At 67.9% G+C, this 17,825-nt stretch carries 2 protein-coding genes (1 of these 2 running past the window's edge); both read left to right on the top strand.

From position 1 onward, the window contains the following. Positions 1–7,965: an amino acid adenylation domain-containing protein gene (locus tag MJD61_05220; protein MCG8554678.1), complete on the top strand. Its 7,965-nt coding sequence runs from the start codon at positions 1–3 to the stop codon at positions 7,963–7,965. Further along, on the top strand, positions 7,962–17,825 hold the 5' portion of the coding sequence (locus MJD61_05225) for an amino acid adenylation domain-containing protein (GenBank protein ID MCG8554679.1). It continues 1,413 nt past the right edge of the window; 9,864 of the gene's 11,277 nt are visible here — the first part of the coding sequence; the start codon lies at positions 7,962–7,964; its stop codon lies off the right edge, out of view. The genes MJD61_05220 and MJD61_05225 overlap by 4 nt, the downstream gene beginning before the upstream one ends.

Consider the following 17,825-nt stretch of genomic DNA (forward strand, 5'->3'; position numbering starts at 1 on the left):
ATGGCGGCTGCCGAAACGGTCGAAGACATCTACGCCTTGTCGCCACTTCAGCGCGGCATGCTCTTTCATCGGCTCTACAGCGAAGGGTCGCGCACGTATTTCGTGCAGGCCCGTTTGCGTATCGACGGCTTGTTGGACAGGGAGCGCTTCCGCACTGCGTGGCAACAGCTGATCGATCGCCATCCAGCGCTGCGTACGTTCTTCGTCTGGCAAGGCGTGGAGGAACCGCTGCAGGTCGTACAGCCGCGGGGAACCGTCACGCTGCGCTGGGAGTACCGGGACTGGCGCAATGCCTCGGAGCCCAAGCTCGCTGAACGACTCGAGGAATTCTTCGAGCGGGACCATGCGCGCGGGCTCGATCTTGGAAAGGCGCCCCTGTTTCGCATCACGCTGCTGCGGCTACCCGAGTGGCATCTGTGTGTCTTCAGCCATGAGCACTTGATTCTCGATGGTTGGTGTCTGCCGCTTCTGATTTCGGAATTGCTCGAGCTCTACGAATCCGGCCGCTCGGGCAGGCCACCGGACCTCGCGCCTGCGGTGCCGTACAAGCGCTTGATCGCCTGGCTTGCGGCCCAACCGCAAGCAGCGGCGGAGCGCCACTGGAAGCAACGCCTGCGGGGTTTTGGCGAGCCCACCCCCTTGCCGCTGCGCCGCACGAGCGCGCCGAATCACCTCCCCGCTGCCAAAGCGGGCTTCGCCGAGGCCCTGCTGGTGCTCGACCAGACCCAGACCGAGCGGTTGCAGACCTTCGCGCGCGCGAGCGGGCTCACCCTCAATACCCTGGTGCAGGGAGCGTGGGCTCAGTTGCTCGCCCGCCACGCTGCCCAGGATGAGGTGGTGTTTGGTGTCACCGTTTCCGGCCGAGCCGCCGAGCTCGAGGACGCCGAGCTCGTCGTGGGTCCTTGCTTGAACACGCTGCCATTGCGCATCCGCAGTGAGCCTTGGCGACGGCTGGTGCCCTGGCTGCGTAGCCTGCAGCAGCAAAACCTCGAGCTCAGGCAGTTCGGGCATGTGGGGCTTAGCGAGCTGCAGCACTGCAGAGCGCCGGGCACTCGCGGGGAGCAGCCCGCACCGCTGTTCGAGAGCATCGTCGTATTCGAGAACTATCCTTCCCGCGCCCTCGTGAGCAAGGGTCCACAGCCCCTGCGCGTGTGCCCGTTGCAGTTGCCGCTCGACAGCGCGGCGCGCTTGCGTTCGGCGGAGCGCAACAACTATCCGTTGACCCTCGTTGCCGCGCCCGGGCCCCGGCTCGAGTTGATGCTGGCCCATGCCAAGTCCGAGATCGAGTTGCAGGACGCCGGGCGGCTCTTGGTCGAGCTGACTACGATCTTGAACGCTTTTGCCGAGGTGCCACGCGGGCTGCCCGGCCCCGCGCTGGGCGCGTTGCCCTCGCTCGCCGGCGCTCCGAGCGGTCGCGTGTCTCCCGTCCCGCGGCCGAGCCGGCAGGCAGCCAGTATTGTCCGCCGTTTCACGGGGAACGTCACGAAGCGGCCCGACGCCACCGCGCTCGTCAGCGGGGAGGTTTCGCTGAGCTACTCCGAGCTTGAGCGCCGTTCTTCGGCCGTGGCGCAACGTCTGTTGGGCCACTTTGCAGCCCGCGCCTCCGCCGAGCGCCGCATCGCCATCTGCACCCGTGGCTGGCAGGGCGTGGCCGCCCTCTTGGGCGCGTTGCGCGCGGGCGCGAGCTATGTTCCGATCGATCGCGATTGGCCGGCGGCCCGCAGAAGCTGGGTGCTCGAGGATAGCCAGGCGAGCGCGGTCCTGGTGGACGAGCCAAGTCGGTCGCTCGTGGACGGCCACGGGTGCATCGAAGTCATGGTGTTGGGCGGCGTAGCCGAGGAGGGCTTGCAGCAGCCTGCCGGCCCGGCGCCGCTGCCGGCTACATGCGAGCCAACGGGCGAAGAAATAGCCTATGTCATCTACACCTCGGGTTCGAGCGGTCGGCCCAAGGGCGTGGCGGTGAGCCATGCGGCGCTTCTGCACTACGTGGAGGCCGTCGGTGAAACGCTAGGCTTCCAACCTGGTCTCAGCTTCGGGCTCATGTCCTCGTTCGCCTCGGATCTTGGACACACCGCGACCTTCGGCAGCCTTGGTTTCGGTGGCACGCTGCACGTGCTGGCACCCGAGGTGGCGCTCGACGGGGGGGCTTTTGGTGCCTATCAGCGCGAGCACGCGCTCGACGTCCTCAAGCTGACCGCGTCGCAGCTGCAGATCCTGCTCGATGCCCCGGAGCCGGGTACGGTGCTGCCCAGGCGGCACCTGATTCTGGGAGGGGAAGCGCTTACTTCGGAGCTGGTAGACAAGCTTGATGTGCTTGTCTCCGAACACGCCCCGGGTTGCCGGGTCAGCAACCACTACGGCCCGACCGAGGCAACGATCGGAGCGCTGCTCGAGCCTGTGTTGCCGCGCTCCGAATCCGAGCGCGGGATCTCGCTCGCGCCGGCCATCGGCCGGCCGCTGCCACGCATGTACGCGACGGTGGCCGATCGGCATGGGCGTACGCTCCCCGAGGGTGCCGCCGGGGAGCTGTACCTCGGTGGTCCGGGGCTGGCCCTCGGGTATCTGGACAGGCCCGCGTTGACCGCGGAGCGGTTCGTGCCGGACCCGGCTGGGACGTATCCAGGGACGCGGCTGTACCGAACCGGCGATCGTGTCCGTCGCCGGCGCGACGGGCGCATGGAGTTTCTGGGTCGTACCGACCGCCAGCTCAAGCTGCGTGGCCATCGTATCGAGCCATGCGAGATCGAGACCCTGCTGCGACGGGCTCCCGAGCTGCGCGATGCCGCGGTCAAGGCCGTGTTGATCGACGGTGAGGCGCAGCTCGTGGCGTACTGCCTCGCGAAAGGCACGCTGCGCGCGAGCGAGAGCACGCTGCGGGCCCGACTTGCCGAGCGGCTGCCCGACGCCATGGTGCCGGCGCACTTCGTCCAGCTCGACACCTGGCCGCTGACGCACAACGGCAAGCTGGACTACGGGGCGCTGCCAAGCCCGCGCCTGCAGGCTGCGTCGTTCACCGCGCCCCGCGGCGAGACCGAAGCCGTGCTGGCAGAGCTTTGGGCCGCGGTGCTCGGGCGTGAGGACATCGGAGTTCACGCCAGTTTCTTCGAGCTGGGCGGCGACTCGATACAGAGTCTGCAGATCGTGGCGCGCGCGCGCCGCCGCGGGTTGTGCTTCACGCCCAAGGATGTGTTCGAAGCGCGGACGATCGCTCGTCTTGCGGAACGGATCGAGGCAAGCCAAGCGGTCGGGTCCGGCGCAGCCCAGGCGCGGCTCTCGGGAGACGGCGCCGAGCTCGACGGCTCGAGAGCTTTTGCGCTGACGCCCATCCAGCAACGCTTCTTCGAGGCCCGGCACCCGAACCCGAACCGCTGGAATCAGGCCTTGATCCTGCGCGTGGCCGGCCGCCTACAGCCCAAGACCGTAGTCCGCGCCGTTCAGCAGTTGTACCGGCGTCACCCCGCGCTGCGGCTGCGTTTCGAGCACGATTGCGAGCTCGGCTGGAAGCAGCGGGCCGCCAGCGCGAGCGAGCCGGTGGCGGTGCAGCTCGTCGATCTGTCCCACCTGCCCGAGGTGGAGCAGGGTACGGCCATCGAGTCGTTTTCGGAAAGGGCGCAGCACAGCCTCGATCTCGAACGCGGTCCGCTCTTCGGCGCGGTCTGGTTCGACTGCGGGACGGGTCGTGCCGCGCGCCTGTTGCTCTTTGCGCATCATCTGGCCGTAGACGTCGTGTCCTGGCAGGTGCTGCTGTCGGAGCTCGGCGCCCTCTGCTCCGGTCAGAACCTGCCTGACGCTGCGACCTCCTATCTGCGCTGGGCTGCTGCGCTGGCGCAGGCGGCCGCGGCTCCCGAGCTGCTGGAGCAACTGCCGTATTGGCTGCGCGCAACCGGGCAAGAGCTTCCGCGAGATGGCGAGCCCGCGGGCGGCTTTACCTGTGATCGGGCCGTGGGGCTTCAACGCACGCTTCCGGCGAGCCTGACGCGGGCTCTGTGGCAGCGAGCGCCGGCCGCCTATCGGGTCGAGGTGGACGACATCCTGCTTGCCGCGGTCGCCGTTTCGCTCGGCAAGTCGTGGGGTCTATCGCAGGTAGTGATCGAGTGCGAGGCGCACGGCCGCGGGCACCCGCGGCTGGCGCTCGATCTCTCGTCCTCGGTCGGTTGGTTTACCTCGCGCTACCCGTTGCGTCTCGATCTGGCTGGCGAGCTCGACCCCGAGCACGTGCTGGCGAGTGTGCACGCGCAGCGTCGCGCACTGCCGCATCAGGGAATCGGCTACGGCCTGCTACGCTACCTGCGCTCCGCCGACAGCGAGCCGCTGCGGCGCTTGCGAGCGCTGCCGGCGCCCCAAATCGGCTTCAACAACCTGGGTCGCATCGGGCTCGGCGTCGAACCGCAGGGTCTGTTCGCACGCGCAGCCGAGTCGGTTCGCGGAATGCGCGATCCACAGAGCCTGCGCTCGCAGCCGCTCGAGCTCACCGTGCGCGTCGAAGACGATGGGCTCCGCCTGGATTGGATCTACGATCCAGAGCTTCATCGCCAACAGACCATCGAGCAGCTTGCCGGCGCGTGCGAGTTGGCGCTCCGGAAGTTGCTGCAACGGCTCGCCGCCCCCTGCGATCGGCCGACGGCGAAGCTCGACGCGGAAGCGCTGGTACTTTCGGGGTTGACCCAATCCCAGCTCGACTCGCTGGCGCTTGCGGCGCACGAGGTCGAGGATCTGTATCGCTGCTCACCTATGCAGGAGGGGCTTTTGGCGCACAGCCTCACCCGTCCGAGCGACTACATCAATCAGCTGAGCTTACGGGTGCAAGGCCTTGGTCCGCGTGCGCTGGAGCACGCGTGGCAGGCGTTGATGGACCGGCACCCCATCCTGCGTACCGGCTTCGTTTGGCGGCTTGCTCGAAGCGCGGAACGGGCGAGCGAGCTGCCTTGGCCGGTCCAGGTCGTGTACCGGCACGTGCCGGTGCAGGTCGAACGGCGCGATCTGTCGCACTTGGACCCGGCGGAGCAGGAGCAGTCCTGGAGCCGCTTGCTCGAGCAGGACCGCGAGGCCGGCTACGATCTGACCCGGGCTCCCCTGTGGCGTGTGCTGGTCGCCGAGTGTGGCGCGGATCGGCAGCGCATCTTGTGGAGTCGCCATCACGTGCTGCTGGATGGCTGGTGCTCCTCGCGCCTGCTGGCGGAGTGGCTGGAGCTCTACGAGAGCCATAGGCGCGGCCGCCCGGTCCGTCCCGGCACCGTTGCTCCTTACCGTGACTACATCGCCTGGTTGGCCAAGCAGGACCACGAAGCAGCGCGCGCGTTCTGGGATAGCAGCCTGGCACAGTTCGAACACCCCACGGCGCTGCCTTTCCAGGATGCCGATCCTGCGTTCGGTTCGCCCCGGCGCTCTGGCGCCGCGACTGAACAGGTGGTGCTCGAAGTAGGCAGGGGCCAATGCGCCGAGCTTCGGCGCTGGGCGGGCACGCACCAGCTCACGCTGGGCAGCGTGTGCCAAGGGGCGTGGGCATTGCTCTTGGCACGCATGAGCGGCGAACGCACGGTCACGTTCGGAGTGACCGTGTCTGGGCGGCCCGCGACGCTCGCAGGCGTCGAGCACATGCTGGGGCTCTTCATCAACAGCCTGCCCATGCGAGTCTCCTGTCCGCCGGAGCAAACCGTTTGCCAATGGCTTGCGGAGCTTCAGGCGCACAACAGCGAGCTTCGCGAGTACGAGTACAGCTCGCTCGCGAGCATTCAGGAGCGGGTCCAGCAGCGCGAGCGGGCCAACGGCAACGGCAACGCCGGCGAAGCGCTTTTCGATAGCCTGTTCGTGTTCGAGAACTACCCTGTCGACGCTGCACTAACCCAGGCTCGTGCAGGCTTGCAGCTACTCGGCGTATCCCGCCGGGATCCGAGCCACTACGGTCTGACGCTGGTGGTCCTGCCGGGCGCCGAGTTGCGGCTCGAGCTCCAGTACGACAGCGCGCGTTACACGGGCAAGCGTGCGGCCCGGGTGCTGGAGCTGTACAGGGCGCTCTTGCTCGATCTGCCGCGGCTGCACGACAACGCACGCCTCGGTACAGTGCAGCTGGCTACCGGCGGCAAGCAGGCAGCCAGGCAGCAGCTTGCACGGCACGCGGTTCAACCTGGATTGCTGGAACAGTTCGCGCAGCAGGTGCGTCGCAGCCCTGACCAGACGGCCGTGCGCTGCGGGCAACGCGAGCTGAGCTATGGCGAGCTTGACGTGTCGGCGAGCCGCGTCGCGCAGGCGCTCGTTGCCCGTGGCGTGGGCGCGGAGGTGCGAATCGGCCTGTGCCTGGAGCGCTCGCTCGAGTCGGTCATCGGCCTGCTGGGCATCCTCAAAGCCGGTGCGTGCTACATGCCGCTGGAACCCGGGTTGCCCGAAGCGCGCCAGCGCATCTTGTTGGCCGACGCCCAGGTCGAGTGGGTGCTGGGAGAAGTGGACGCCGGCTTGAGAGCTTCGGTGGGGGCGCTGGCCCTTGACGAGCTCCTCGCCGAGCCCCCGCACAGCACGCAGCCGCCGCCGCTCGAGCGCAACCCGCAGGGGCTAGCGTACGTGATCTACACCTCGGGCTCGACAGGCAGGCCGAAGGGTGTGGGGATCAGCGATGCACAAGTGCTCCGCCTTTTCGAGGCAACCAGGGGGCTGTTCCGGTTCGGGGAGCACGACGTGTGGACGCTGTTTCATTCGCACGCCTTCGATTTTTCGGTGTGGGAGCTCTGGGGCGCCCTGCTGTACGGCGGGACGCTCGAGGTGGTGCCGTACGAAGTAAGCCGCGACCCGGCGGCCTTGTACAAGCTGCTGGTCGAGCGCGGCGTAACCGTGCTCAGTCAGACCCCTTCGGCGTTCCATGCGCTTTGCGCGCATGTGTCGAGCTTGGAGCAACCCGAAGCAGGGCTCAAGCTCGGCACGGTCGTGCTCGGCGGCGAGGCACTGGATGTCCGGCGGCTCGAGCCCTGGTTCGAAGTGTTCGGCCGCGCAGGACCCAGACTGTTCAACATGTACGGCATCACCGAAACCACGGTCCATGTCACCTGCGCCGAGATCACCCCGCGGCTTGCGGCAGCTGATGGTCCCAATTGGATCGGCAAGCCGCTGGCCGATCTCGAGGTGTACGTTTTGGACCCGTTGGGAAACCCGTTGCCGGAAGGCGTCGCCGGTGAGCTGTGCATCGGAGGCGCGGGTGTAGGGCGCGGCTACGTCGGGCATTCGGGTTTGACAGCGGAACGTTTCGTCCCGAATCGTTTCGGAGCGCCCGGCGCTCGTCTGTACCGAAGCGGTGACTTGGGACGGATCCGAAGCGACGGCAGCCTGGAGTACCTCGGCCGCATCGATAGCCAGGTGAAGCTGCGCGGCTATCGCATCGAGCCAGGCGAGATCGCAAGCGTGCTGCGCGCGCATCCGCAGGTGCGGGATGCCGTGGTGTTGCTCGACGCTGGTGAGGGATCAAGCCGCTGCCCGGACGATGCACGCCTGGTTGCATGCCTGGTCGCTGATGCGGATGAGCTCGCGGTTGAAGGCGTGCGGGCCTTTTTGCGGGAGCAGCTGCCGCAGTACATGCTGCCGAGCCAGTGTCTAGTGCTGCAGGCGCTTCCTCTCACGTTCAACGGCAAGCTCGACACCCGAGTGCTCTTCGAGCGCGCGCGGCAGGAGCGGGCCACGTCGGGCACGAGCCCGGCGCGCGTGGCGCCCCGCAACGAAACCGAACGCGTGCTGGCCGCGCTCTGGGCCGATGTGCTCGAGGTTTCCGATGTGGGCGTATTCGACGACTTCTTCGCGCTCGGCGGGCACTCGCTTTCGGCAATGCGGATCGCGGCCCGGATCCGCACGGAGCTGGGACTGGACCTGCCGCCCAGGCACCTGTTCGAAGCCAGCACGGTCGCCACGCTGGCCTCGGTGGTCGCGGAGCTGCGCGCGCGTAACGACACCGAGCACGCGGGCTCCGGCGCGGGAGCGGGGCCATGAGCCTGACTGCGGAGCGCGCTGGCAATCACACGGCCGATCGCGAGTACCCAGCCAGCTGCGAGCAGCAGCGGCTTTGGACGCTGGCGCAGCTCGAGCCGGCGGGCTCGGCGTACCACATCGCAGCCGCCCTACGCCTGCGCGGCAGTCTGGACGAGTCCGCGTTGCGGGAAGCCTTTCGTCGGCTCGTGGCGCGGCATCCGAGCTTGCGCACCTGTTTCGTGCACGACGGCAGGCAGCTGCTGCAACGCGTGTCCGACCAGCTGGACTGGCCCTTCGAGCGCCTGGATCCCTCTTCGCTCACCTGTGCGGCGCGCGCTCGCCTGCAGCGAGAATCGGCTGGATGGACGCAGCCGGGTGAGCTGGCGCAGCTGCACGAGGCGCTCCAGCGTCCGTTTCCGCTTGCGAACGGCCCACTCGGACGTGTGACGCTGCTGTCCCTGGCTGCGCGCGAACATATCCTCGTTGTGACCGTGCACCACCTCGTCGCCGATGGGGTCTCCATGCAGGTGCTGGCGCGGCAGTGGGCCGAGCTGTATGCCGCGCTCAGCTCGGGCGCCGCCTTGCCGTGTGACGAACCGTGTGCGCCCTATTCCGCCTACAGCGAGTGGCAGCGTGACTGGCTGGAAGGCGACACCGCCCGCGAGCAGCTCGATTACTGGCGTCTCGAGCTCAGTCCCGTGGCAAGCGGTCCCTTTGCTCGCGGTCGAGGGTCGGATCCGTCCGGTGCGGGTCGCAAGGCCGGACGTCTCGCCCTCGAGCTGCCTGCGCGGTTGTGCCGGGAATTGGCGGACTTGAGCCGCCGCCAGCGGGCATCGCTCTTCATGACCCTGCACGCCGCGCTGCACGCGTTGCTCTACCGCTACGGGGGACCGGGTGACGTGCGCGTTGGCACACCGATCGCCAACCGCATGCGCCCGGAATGGACCGAGAGCGTGGGGTTGTTCGCCAACACCGTGGTGCTGCGCAGCCGCTGTCAGGGTAGCCTGCGCTTCAGCGAGCTGCTCGAGCAGATCAAGGCCCGCGCACTGAAAGCGTACGGGAACCAAGCGCTTCCGTTCGATCGGATCGTGGAGCGACTGGCGCCCGCTCGGGAGCCCGGGCGAAACCCGCTGTTTCAGGTCCTGTTCTCCATGCAACAGATGCCGGCACCTTTTCGCGCCGGCGGGCTCGCGTGCGAGCCGCTTTCCTTGCCGCCCCGCGACGCGAAGCTCGAGCTCGCGCTGCACGCGTTCACGAACACGCGTGCGGCGGGCGCTGCGCCCGGGCTCGCGCTTGCGCTCGAGTACGAGCGAGGGCTGCTGGATGCCGCCCGAGCGCAACGTTTGCTCGACAGCTACCGCGGCCTCTTGAAACGCGTAGTCCACGACCCGCATGTTCGCCTGGGCAACCTCGAGCTCGTGGGCGAGCCAAAGCCACGCCCGCCGCAGCAGGCCACGAGCGGCACGGCAACGTCGCTGACCAACTTGGTCGAGTGGTTTGCCGCCCGGGCGGCGAGCACACCCGAACGGATTGCGCTCAGCTACGAAAACCGGAGCCTTACCTACCGCGAGCTGGACGAGCTATCGAACCGCCTGGCGCACGCGCTGTGCGACCGCGGCGCGGGCCCGGAGAAACGCATAGCGGTAGCGCTCCCGAGCTCGCTAGAGCTTGTGATCGCAATCCTGGGGACGCTCAAGGCGGGCGCGGCCTACGTTCCAATCGAGCAGCAGCTGCCCGAGGCACGGCAACGCTACCTGGTAAAGGACGCCGGAGCCATGCTGGTACTCGCGGATTCGGCGCCTTCCCTGGGCGACAACGCACAGGTGCTTTCCGTACCTCGGCTGCTCGAAAGCGCGAGCCAGCACGCCGATCGACCGCTCGTGGATCTCGATCCGGACAACCTGGCTTACGTTATCTACACCTCGGGCTCGACGGGCAGACCCAAGGGCGTCGGCATCTCCCACCGGCAAGTCGTGCGCTTGTTTCGCGCCACGCAGCCTGATTTTGGCTTCGGTCCACGAGACGTGTGGGCGCTTCTTCATTCGCACGCCTTTGATTTCTCCGTCTGGGAGCTGTGGGGCGCGTTGCTCTATGGAGGGCAGCTGGTGGTGGTTCCCTCCCGGGTGAGCCGTGATCCGGGTGCACTGCAGGACTTGCTCGTGAGCCGCGGGGTCACGGTCCTGAACCAAACCCCTTCCGCCTTCTACGAGCTCGCCCGGCAGTTGATCGCGTTTCCGGAGCCGGGGCTTGGGCTGCACACGATCGTGTTTGGTGGCGAGGCGCTGGACAGGCGTCGCCTGGACGGTTGGTTTTCGCATTTCGGGCGACACCCGCGTTTGGCCAACATGTACGGGATCACAGAAACCGCCGTGCACGTGACCTGCGCGTGGCTTGGGCCGGCACCAAGCCAGCCCGCGGGCGCGGGCGCGAGCTTGGTCGGCGAACCTCTTCGAGATCGGTACGTTCGGCTGCTGGACGGCGATGGGAATTGCGTGCCCGAGGGCATGCCCGGCGAGCTTTGTGTTGGCGGCGGCGGCATCGGGCGAGGCTACCTCGACCGGCCCGGGCTAACAGCGGAGCGGTTCGTCCCCGACGCGCTGGGGCCGGCCGGCAGCCGCCTGTATCGCAGCGGTGACCTGGCCCGGACAAGCGAGCACGGCCTCGAGTTTCTAGGGCGCCTCGATGCGCAGATCAAGCTTCGCGGCTACCGCATCGAGCCCGGTGAGATAGCGGCCGTATTGCGCGAGCACCCGCGCGTGCGCGACGCAGTGGTGCTCTTGACACGGCGCGATACAACGGCTTGCGACGACCACAGCCGGCCGGGCATGTTGATCGCCTATGTCGTGCCCGACCGCTGCCAGGACCAAGCGCCGGATCGGGATTCCGCTCATGGGCTGGATCACGACGACCTCCGAGCTGGTGCGCTGGCGTTCGCCGCGACTCGACTGCCCGAGTACATGCTGCCGGCGGAAGTCGTCCTGCTTGAACGCCTGCCGCTGACGCCCAACGGCAAGCTGGATCGGCAAGCGTTGCCTGGTGTGCAGTCGGCCGAGGCCCCAAGCAGACACGCGCGGCCACACAACGAACGCGAGCGCAAGCTGGCGGCGATATTCGCGAGCGTCCTGGGGTTATCCGAAGTCAGTGTCCACGACAGTTTCTTTCAGCGCGGCGGCGACTCCATCTTGGCGATGCAGGTGGTCCACCGCGCTCGCAAGGCCGGCATCGAGCTCACTCCGCAGCAGCTGTTCCGGCACCAGAGCGTCGAGGCGCTTGCGGTCTCGAGTCGCGAGCGTGCCAAGCCCCTGCCGAGCTCCGTCGCTCCGAGGCCGCAAGACGAGGATTGGCAGCGCCGGCAACGCGAGCGCTTGGCGGCTCGCTTCCCCGCCCTCGAACAGGTCTTGCCGCTTACGTCGCTGCACAAGGGCCTGTGGTTCCAGAGCCAGCATGCTCCCGAGGACCCGGTATACCACGAGCAGCTGACGCTGAGCTTCCGCGGCGAGTACCGGCTTGCGGCATGGCGGAGCGCCTGGACCCGGGTGCTGGAGCGCCACCCGGTGCTTCGCAGCGCTTTTATTTGGGAAGGAAGCGAGGATCCCTGCCAGCTGGTGCTCGAGCCCGGCGCGCTGGACCTGCCGCTGGTGATTCACGACCTGTCCCGGCTTCCATCCGCTCAGCAGGGCGCTCGCCTCGAGGACCTGCAAAAGGAAGCCTACGCGCAGCCCTTCCGCTTCGATGAGGCGCCGCTGTTCAGGCTGCAGCTCGTGACCACGGCGGCGCGCGAGTTTCACCTGATATGGACCCACCACCACCTTCTGCTCGACGGCTGGAGCGTGGCTCAGGTGCTCGGCGAATTGCTGGCGGCGCACCGTTCGGCGCGCACGGGTGAAGCAGCAGCCCTGGCTCCGGTGCCTTCGTACCAGGAGTACCTGCGCTGGCGAGCCGCGCGCGACACCCGGGCAGCCGAACGCTTCTGGAAACGAGAGCTCGAGGCCTTGCCGGCCCCTACCCGTCTGGTTGATCCCTCGGCCGGCCCGCGTCCTGCCGGGGCCGGATCGCACGAGCGGGCCGAGCTGACCCTCGACCTCGAGCAAACCGAAGCACTGCGTGCATTCTGTCGCAGCCATGCGCTGACGCCGAATAGCGTGCTGTCGGCGGTCTGGGCACTGTTGCTCGGCCGGTACACCGGCGCGACCGACGTCTGTTTTGGCATCACGCTTGCCGGGCGTCCGAGCGAGCTTCAAGGCATCCAGCGCGCGGTGGGCTTGTTCATCGAGACGCTGCCCCTGCGAATCAAGCTCGCATCCGAGCAGCGTCTGATCGATTGGCTGGCCGATTCTCAGCTTCGGCAAGCCGCCATGCAAGAGCACTTGGGTCATGGGCTGCCCGAAGTGGCACGCTGGGCAGGCCGGGCGCCCGGCGAGCTTTTCGAGTGCCTGTGGGTGTTCGAGAACTACCGGCTCGACGAGGACATGCGGAAGCCAGACCCCGAGCTCGAGCTGCACGCGTACCGCTATGCCGACCGCACTCACTACCCCCTGACCGTAGCAGCCTCGTGCGGCAGGCGGGTGCTGATTCGTGTCAACCACGAGAGCCGGCGTTTTGGCTCTCGCTTCGTCTCGCAGTTGCTCGAGCACTACCGGCAGCTCTTGCTCGACGTGCTTTGCGAGGACGCAAGCGACCGTGTCTTGGCATCGCTCGGTCTGCGGGCTGCCGGGCCGGCGAGCGTAGCCGCGGTTTCCGCCTTCTCGCGCGGGCCCGGAAACGCGCTCGATTGGGCGCACCCGGCTTCGGACGTAATTGCCCAGTTCGAGGCCCACGTGCAGCACCGGCCGTCGGCCAGTGCACTGCGAGACGGGCGGTGTACGTTGAGCTACGCCGAGCTCGACGCCCGCGCGAACCGACTGGCGCACGCGCTTGCTACCCGGATCGAGGCCGAGCCGGATGTTGGCGTGGCCGTGTTGCTGCCGCGGTCGATCGAGTGGGTGGTGGCATTGCTTGGAACGCTCAAGTCGGGCTGCGCGTACATCCCGATCGATCCGCAGACGCCTGCAGCGCGCGTGCTCGCGTTGTTGAAGGATGCCGCCCCGGCGGCCGTGATCTCCGATCGGCAGCACGAGCCCGTGCTTGCCCGTTGTGGCGCGCCCGTCCTTTACCTGGATGCGCTGAGCGATGCAGCGGCCGCCGCCGAGCCCCGTTTCCGGCGGAGCGCGATCCATGCTTCGCAGCTGGCGTACGTGATCTACACCTCGGGTTCCACGGGCACGCCCAAAGGCGTGGCTGTCAGTCGCGGCTCGCTGCTGAATCTGTGCGCCTGGCATCGGGACCAGTACCGGCTCGGCGTGGGCGATCGCGGCAGTCTGGTCGCGGGCCTGGGCTTCGACGCTGCGGTCTGGGAGCTGTGGCCGTACCTGTGCGGTGGGGCGAGCCTGCAGATCATCGACGAGTGCACGCGGCATGATCCGGCTGCGTTGCTCCGAGAGCTGACCCGGCAAGGAGTGACGATCGCGTTCGTGCCCACGCCGCTTGCCCAGCGCATGCTGGAGCTCCCGTGGCCGCAACAGTCCACGCTGCGCTGCCTGCTTACGGGCGGAGACCGATTGCAGCCGCTCGATGCGGCACCGCCCGTCCAGCTGGTCAATCACTACGGCCCCACGGAGCACACGGTGGTTGCAACGGCCACGGTCATCGACGAGTGCGCTGGCCGGCATCCACCGATCGGTCGCCCCATCGGCGATACCCGGGCGTACGTTTTGGACAGCGCCATGAACCCGCTGCCCGCGGGAGTGCCCGGCGAGCTCTGGCTGGGCGGCAAGAGCCTGGCGCGAGGCTATCTAGGTAGTCCGGCACGAACCGCAGCCCGTTTTCGACCTGATCGGTTCGGCTGCGCGGGCGAGCGGCTCTATCGCACCGGTGATCGCGTGCGCTGGCGATCGGACGGGCAGCTCGAGTTTCTCGGCCGCATCGATCGCCAGCTCAAGCTCCAAGGGGTACGGATTGAACTGGCCGAAGTCGAAGCCGCCTTGGCTGCGCAACCGACGCTGCGCCGGGCGGCCGTCGTGCTGTCCGAGCCCGGCCAGGCGCCGCCGCAGCTGGTAGCGTTCGTGAGCTCAGAGCCCGGGACTTTCGACGAGGCCGCGCTGCGCCGGGCTCTGCTCGAATCGCTGCCGCCGGCCATGGTGCCGGCGCGGTTCATCGAAATCGAGCAATTGCCGCTGACGAGCCGGGGCAAGGTCGATTACGAGGCGCTGCGCCGGTCCGTACCCGGCGCCGGCAAGCGCGAGCTCGCTGCGACCGAGGGCCGCGATCGGATCGAGCGCACGCTGCTCGAAATCTGGCGTGATCTCCTGCGGGCACGCGACTTTGGTGTGCACGATAACTTCTTCACTCTGGGTGGGGACTCGATTGTCAGCCTGCAGATGCTCAACCGCGCTCGTGAACGCGGAATCGAGCTCAAGTCTCGCCAGGTATTCGAAGCGCCTACGGTTGCCGCCCTGGCGCGCGTTGCCCGCTCGCCCCACCAACCGGATCAAGCTGCTGCCGCACGCCCGGTTCGGGTTTCGGAAGCAGATTTGAATCGGCTCGCGACGCTGCTTCGTAGCAAAGGCGTGCTCGGCGCCAAGGATCGAGCGAGCGCGGCGATCGAGGACGCCTATCGACTCGCGCCGCTGCAGGAAGGGCTGCTTTTTCACGAACTGACCCGAGATCGCGAACCAGGCCCCGGGACCTACATACAACAGGCGAGCGTGCTGTTGCGCGGCGTGCTTGACGCGAGCGCGCTGGCCGCGGCCTGGCGGCTGATGCTCGAGCGGCACGCTGCCTTGCGCACCGCGATCGTGTGGGAACAGGTCGAGCGCCCGCAGCAGGTGGTGCTGGCGCCTCGTGAACCGGGAGCTCGAAGCGAGCTTGTACGGCGTGACCTGCGCTCGCTGTCCCGACCCGCGCGCAAGCAGCGTCTCGAGCAGCTCTTGGCCGCTGAACGCGAACAACGCTTCGAGCTCTGTGCACCACCCCTGTGCCGGGCCTTGCTCGTGCAAACACACGACCAGCGCTGGCAGCTCGTGTTGACACATCATCACGCGATTCTCGACGGTTGGTCGCTTGGCTTGTTGCTCGAGGAGTGGTCACGGGCCTACGCGGCACTCGCCAAGGGCGCGCAGCCACGCTTCGCGCCGCCGGGCTCGTACCGCGCTTTTGTGGACTGGCTGGCGGGTCAAGACGCGGCGGCTGCTTGTGCCCACTTCCGATGCGAGCTGAATGGAGCGGCGCCCACGCTCGTTGCCGAAACCACGCTCGTTGCCGAAACCACGGCTGCGTGGCTGGCATCGGAGCGAGCACCGCATCCGTCCGGGGCCGGTCGTGCCGAGCTCGTAGCCCGGCTGCCCCGCGACCTCGAAGACCGACTGCGGGAGCAGGCTCGAGGGACAGGTTTGACGCTCAACACGTTCTGTCAGGCAGCATGGGCGCTGGTGCTTGCGCGGCGCTGTCGTGCGGACCAGGCCGTCTTTGGCGTGACCGTGGCCGGACGTCCCGCCGGCGTGGCCCAGACCGAGCGCGCGCTGGGACTCTTCATCAATACCCTGCCCGCTCGGATCGAGCTTCCGCCGGCCGCCGTCGTGGGTGCTTGGCTTGCCAGCGTGCAGGCACAGAACGCCGAGCGCACGGAGCATGCGTTCTTGCCGCTATCCGAAGCGATTCGCGCCTGGCTGCCTGCCGGTTCAGCGCCCGCCGGGGACGGCCGGCCGACGCTATTCGACAGTCTGTTCGTGTTCGAGAACTACCCTGTGGAACGCGCCTTGGGGCAGCTCGTGGGGCTCGAGGTCGAGTCCGTTCGCGTACACCACTTCACTCATTACCCGCTTGCGGTCGTCGTCATGCCGGGCCCGCCCTTGCGGCTTCGCTTGACGTTCCGGACCGATCGCCTGTCCGAATCCGATGCGCATCGGCTCGCGAGCTCCATGATCACCGTGCTCGGGCAATTGGCCGGCCGGCCCGGCGCCCGATTGGGTGAGCTTTCGTCGTGTCTCCAGGTTGGACTGCAGGCAGGAACGCACCCGGAACCGTTCATCCCTGTGCATTCGCGCTTCGAGGCACAGGTCGAGCGGGCTCCCGACGCTCCAGCCCTGCTATGGCGTGACGCCGCCTGGAGCTACGCGTCACTGAACCGGGCTGCCAATCGCGCCGCGCGTGCGTTGCTGACCCTCGGGCTCGAGCCCGAGCAACGCGTGGCAGTGGCTTTGCGGCGCTCCCCGCGCCAAATCGCGTTGCTTCTCGGTGTGCTCAAGGCCGGCGGCGCCTTTGTCGTGCTCGAGCCCGAGCAACCCGTGGCGCGCCTGCGCTCCATGCTGCAGCAGGCCGGCGCGCGCTTGCTCCTCACGGATCTCGACCCGGCGCATCCCTTGCGGTGCGGCGCGAGCGCCGGCTGTACCGTGCTTGAAGGGCGCGGCGCGAGCGCCGGCTGTACCGTGCTTGAAGCGGAATCGTTGGATGGCTGCCCGGGCGGAGGCAATCCGGGCCTGCACGTGCATGAGCAAGCACTGGCTTACGTGTTGTTTACATCGGGATCGACCGGGCGCCCGAAGGGCGTGGCGATCGGGCACGGCAGCTGGAGCAATCATCTCGGCTGGCTGTGCCGCGAGCGCGAGCTGAGCGCGGCGGACCGCGTACTGTACAAGTCGTCGCTGGGCTTCGATGGCGCGCTGTGGGAGGTGTTTGGCGCTCTTGCCGCGGGCTCGAGCGTGGTCGTTGCCGGCAGTGGGCTCGAGCGCGACGCGGAGGGTTTGCTGGCGCTGGCCGTTCGACATCAGGTCAGCGTGGCGCAGTTCGTGCCTTCCCTGCTCGCCGCGCATCTCGACAGCTGGGCCTTGCGCCCGGAGCTTTGCCGCCTTCCCCTGCGCCTGCTGGCGTGCGGCGGCGAGGCGCTGCCCGTTGAGCTCGCTACCAGAGTATTACGACTGTTTCCCGGCGTGCGGCTTCAGAACGTCTACGGTCCGACCGAGGCTACGGTGGACGCGACGGCATGGTCCACGGGCGCTGTGTCGATGGCGGGCGCGGCTCGCGCGGGCGTTGTGCCGATCGGCGCTCCGATCGACGGGGTGCGCTGCTTGGTGCTCGACCGACATCTGCATCCGGTTGCCGCAGGCGCGGTGGGGCAGCTCTACCTGGGCGGCGCCGGTCTCGCCCGCGGCTATATCGCGCAACCCGGCTTGACAGCCGAGCGCTTCGTTCCAGACCCGTGCGCGCAAGTGCCCGGTGCGCGCTTGTACCGAACCGGTGATCTCGTAGTGCAGGAGCAAGATGGGAGCCTGGGCTTCGTTTCACGGGACGACGCACAGGTCAAGCTGCACGGCCAGCGCGTCGAGCTCGGTGAAATCGAAACGGCACTGCGTTCTCTTGCCGCAGTGGGACAGGCGGCTGTAGCGCTAGGGAAGCTCGACAAGGGGGGCGTTCCAGTGCTGGTCGCGTATGTCACAGCCTCCGGCGGGCAGCTCGATCAAGATCGGTTGCGGCGGGGTCTCGCAGAGCGCCTCCCGGCCTACATGGTCCCTGGCGTGTTTCGCGTGCTCGAGCGGATGCCGCTCGCGCCCAGCGGCAAGCTCGACCGTGCGGCGTTGCCGGACGTGTTGCCCGAGCCTCGCGCAACCAGCCGTTCGCGCGTCGAGCCTCGAGGCCCCGCGGAACGTAGCCTTGCTGCGCTTTGGCAAGAGTTGCTGCGCGTGCCGAGCGTGGGCCGAGAAAATGAGTTCTTCGAGCTCGGCGGTGATTCGATCCTGAGCATCCAACTGGTGAGCCGCGCCCGCCGGCTCGGCTTCGTCTTGAGCCCTCGCGACGTGTTCGAGCACCCGACCCTGGCAGCGTTGGCTGAACGTTGCGCGGCGCGCGGC

Source organism: Pseudomonadota bacterium (assembly GCA_022361155.1).
GTDB lineage: Bacteria > Myxococcota_A > Polyangia > Polyangiales > JAKSBK01 > JAKSBK01.

Excerpts from the sequence above, each read along its gene's own strand:
- MJD61_05220 (MCG8554678.1), top strand. The coding sequence starts at position 1 with ATGGCGGCTGCCGAAACGGTCGAAGACATCTACGCCTTGTCGCCACTT.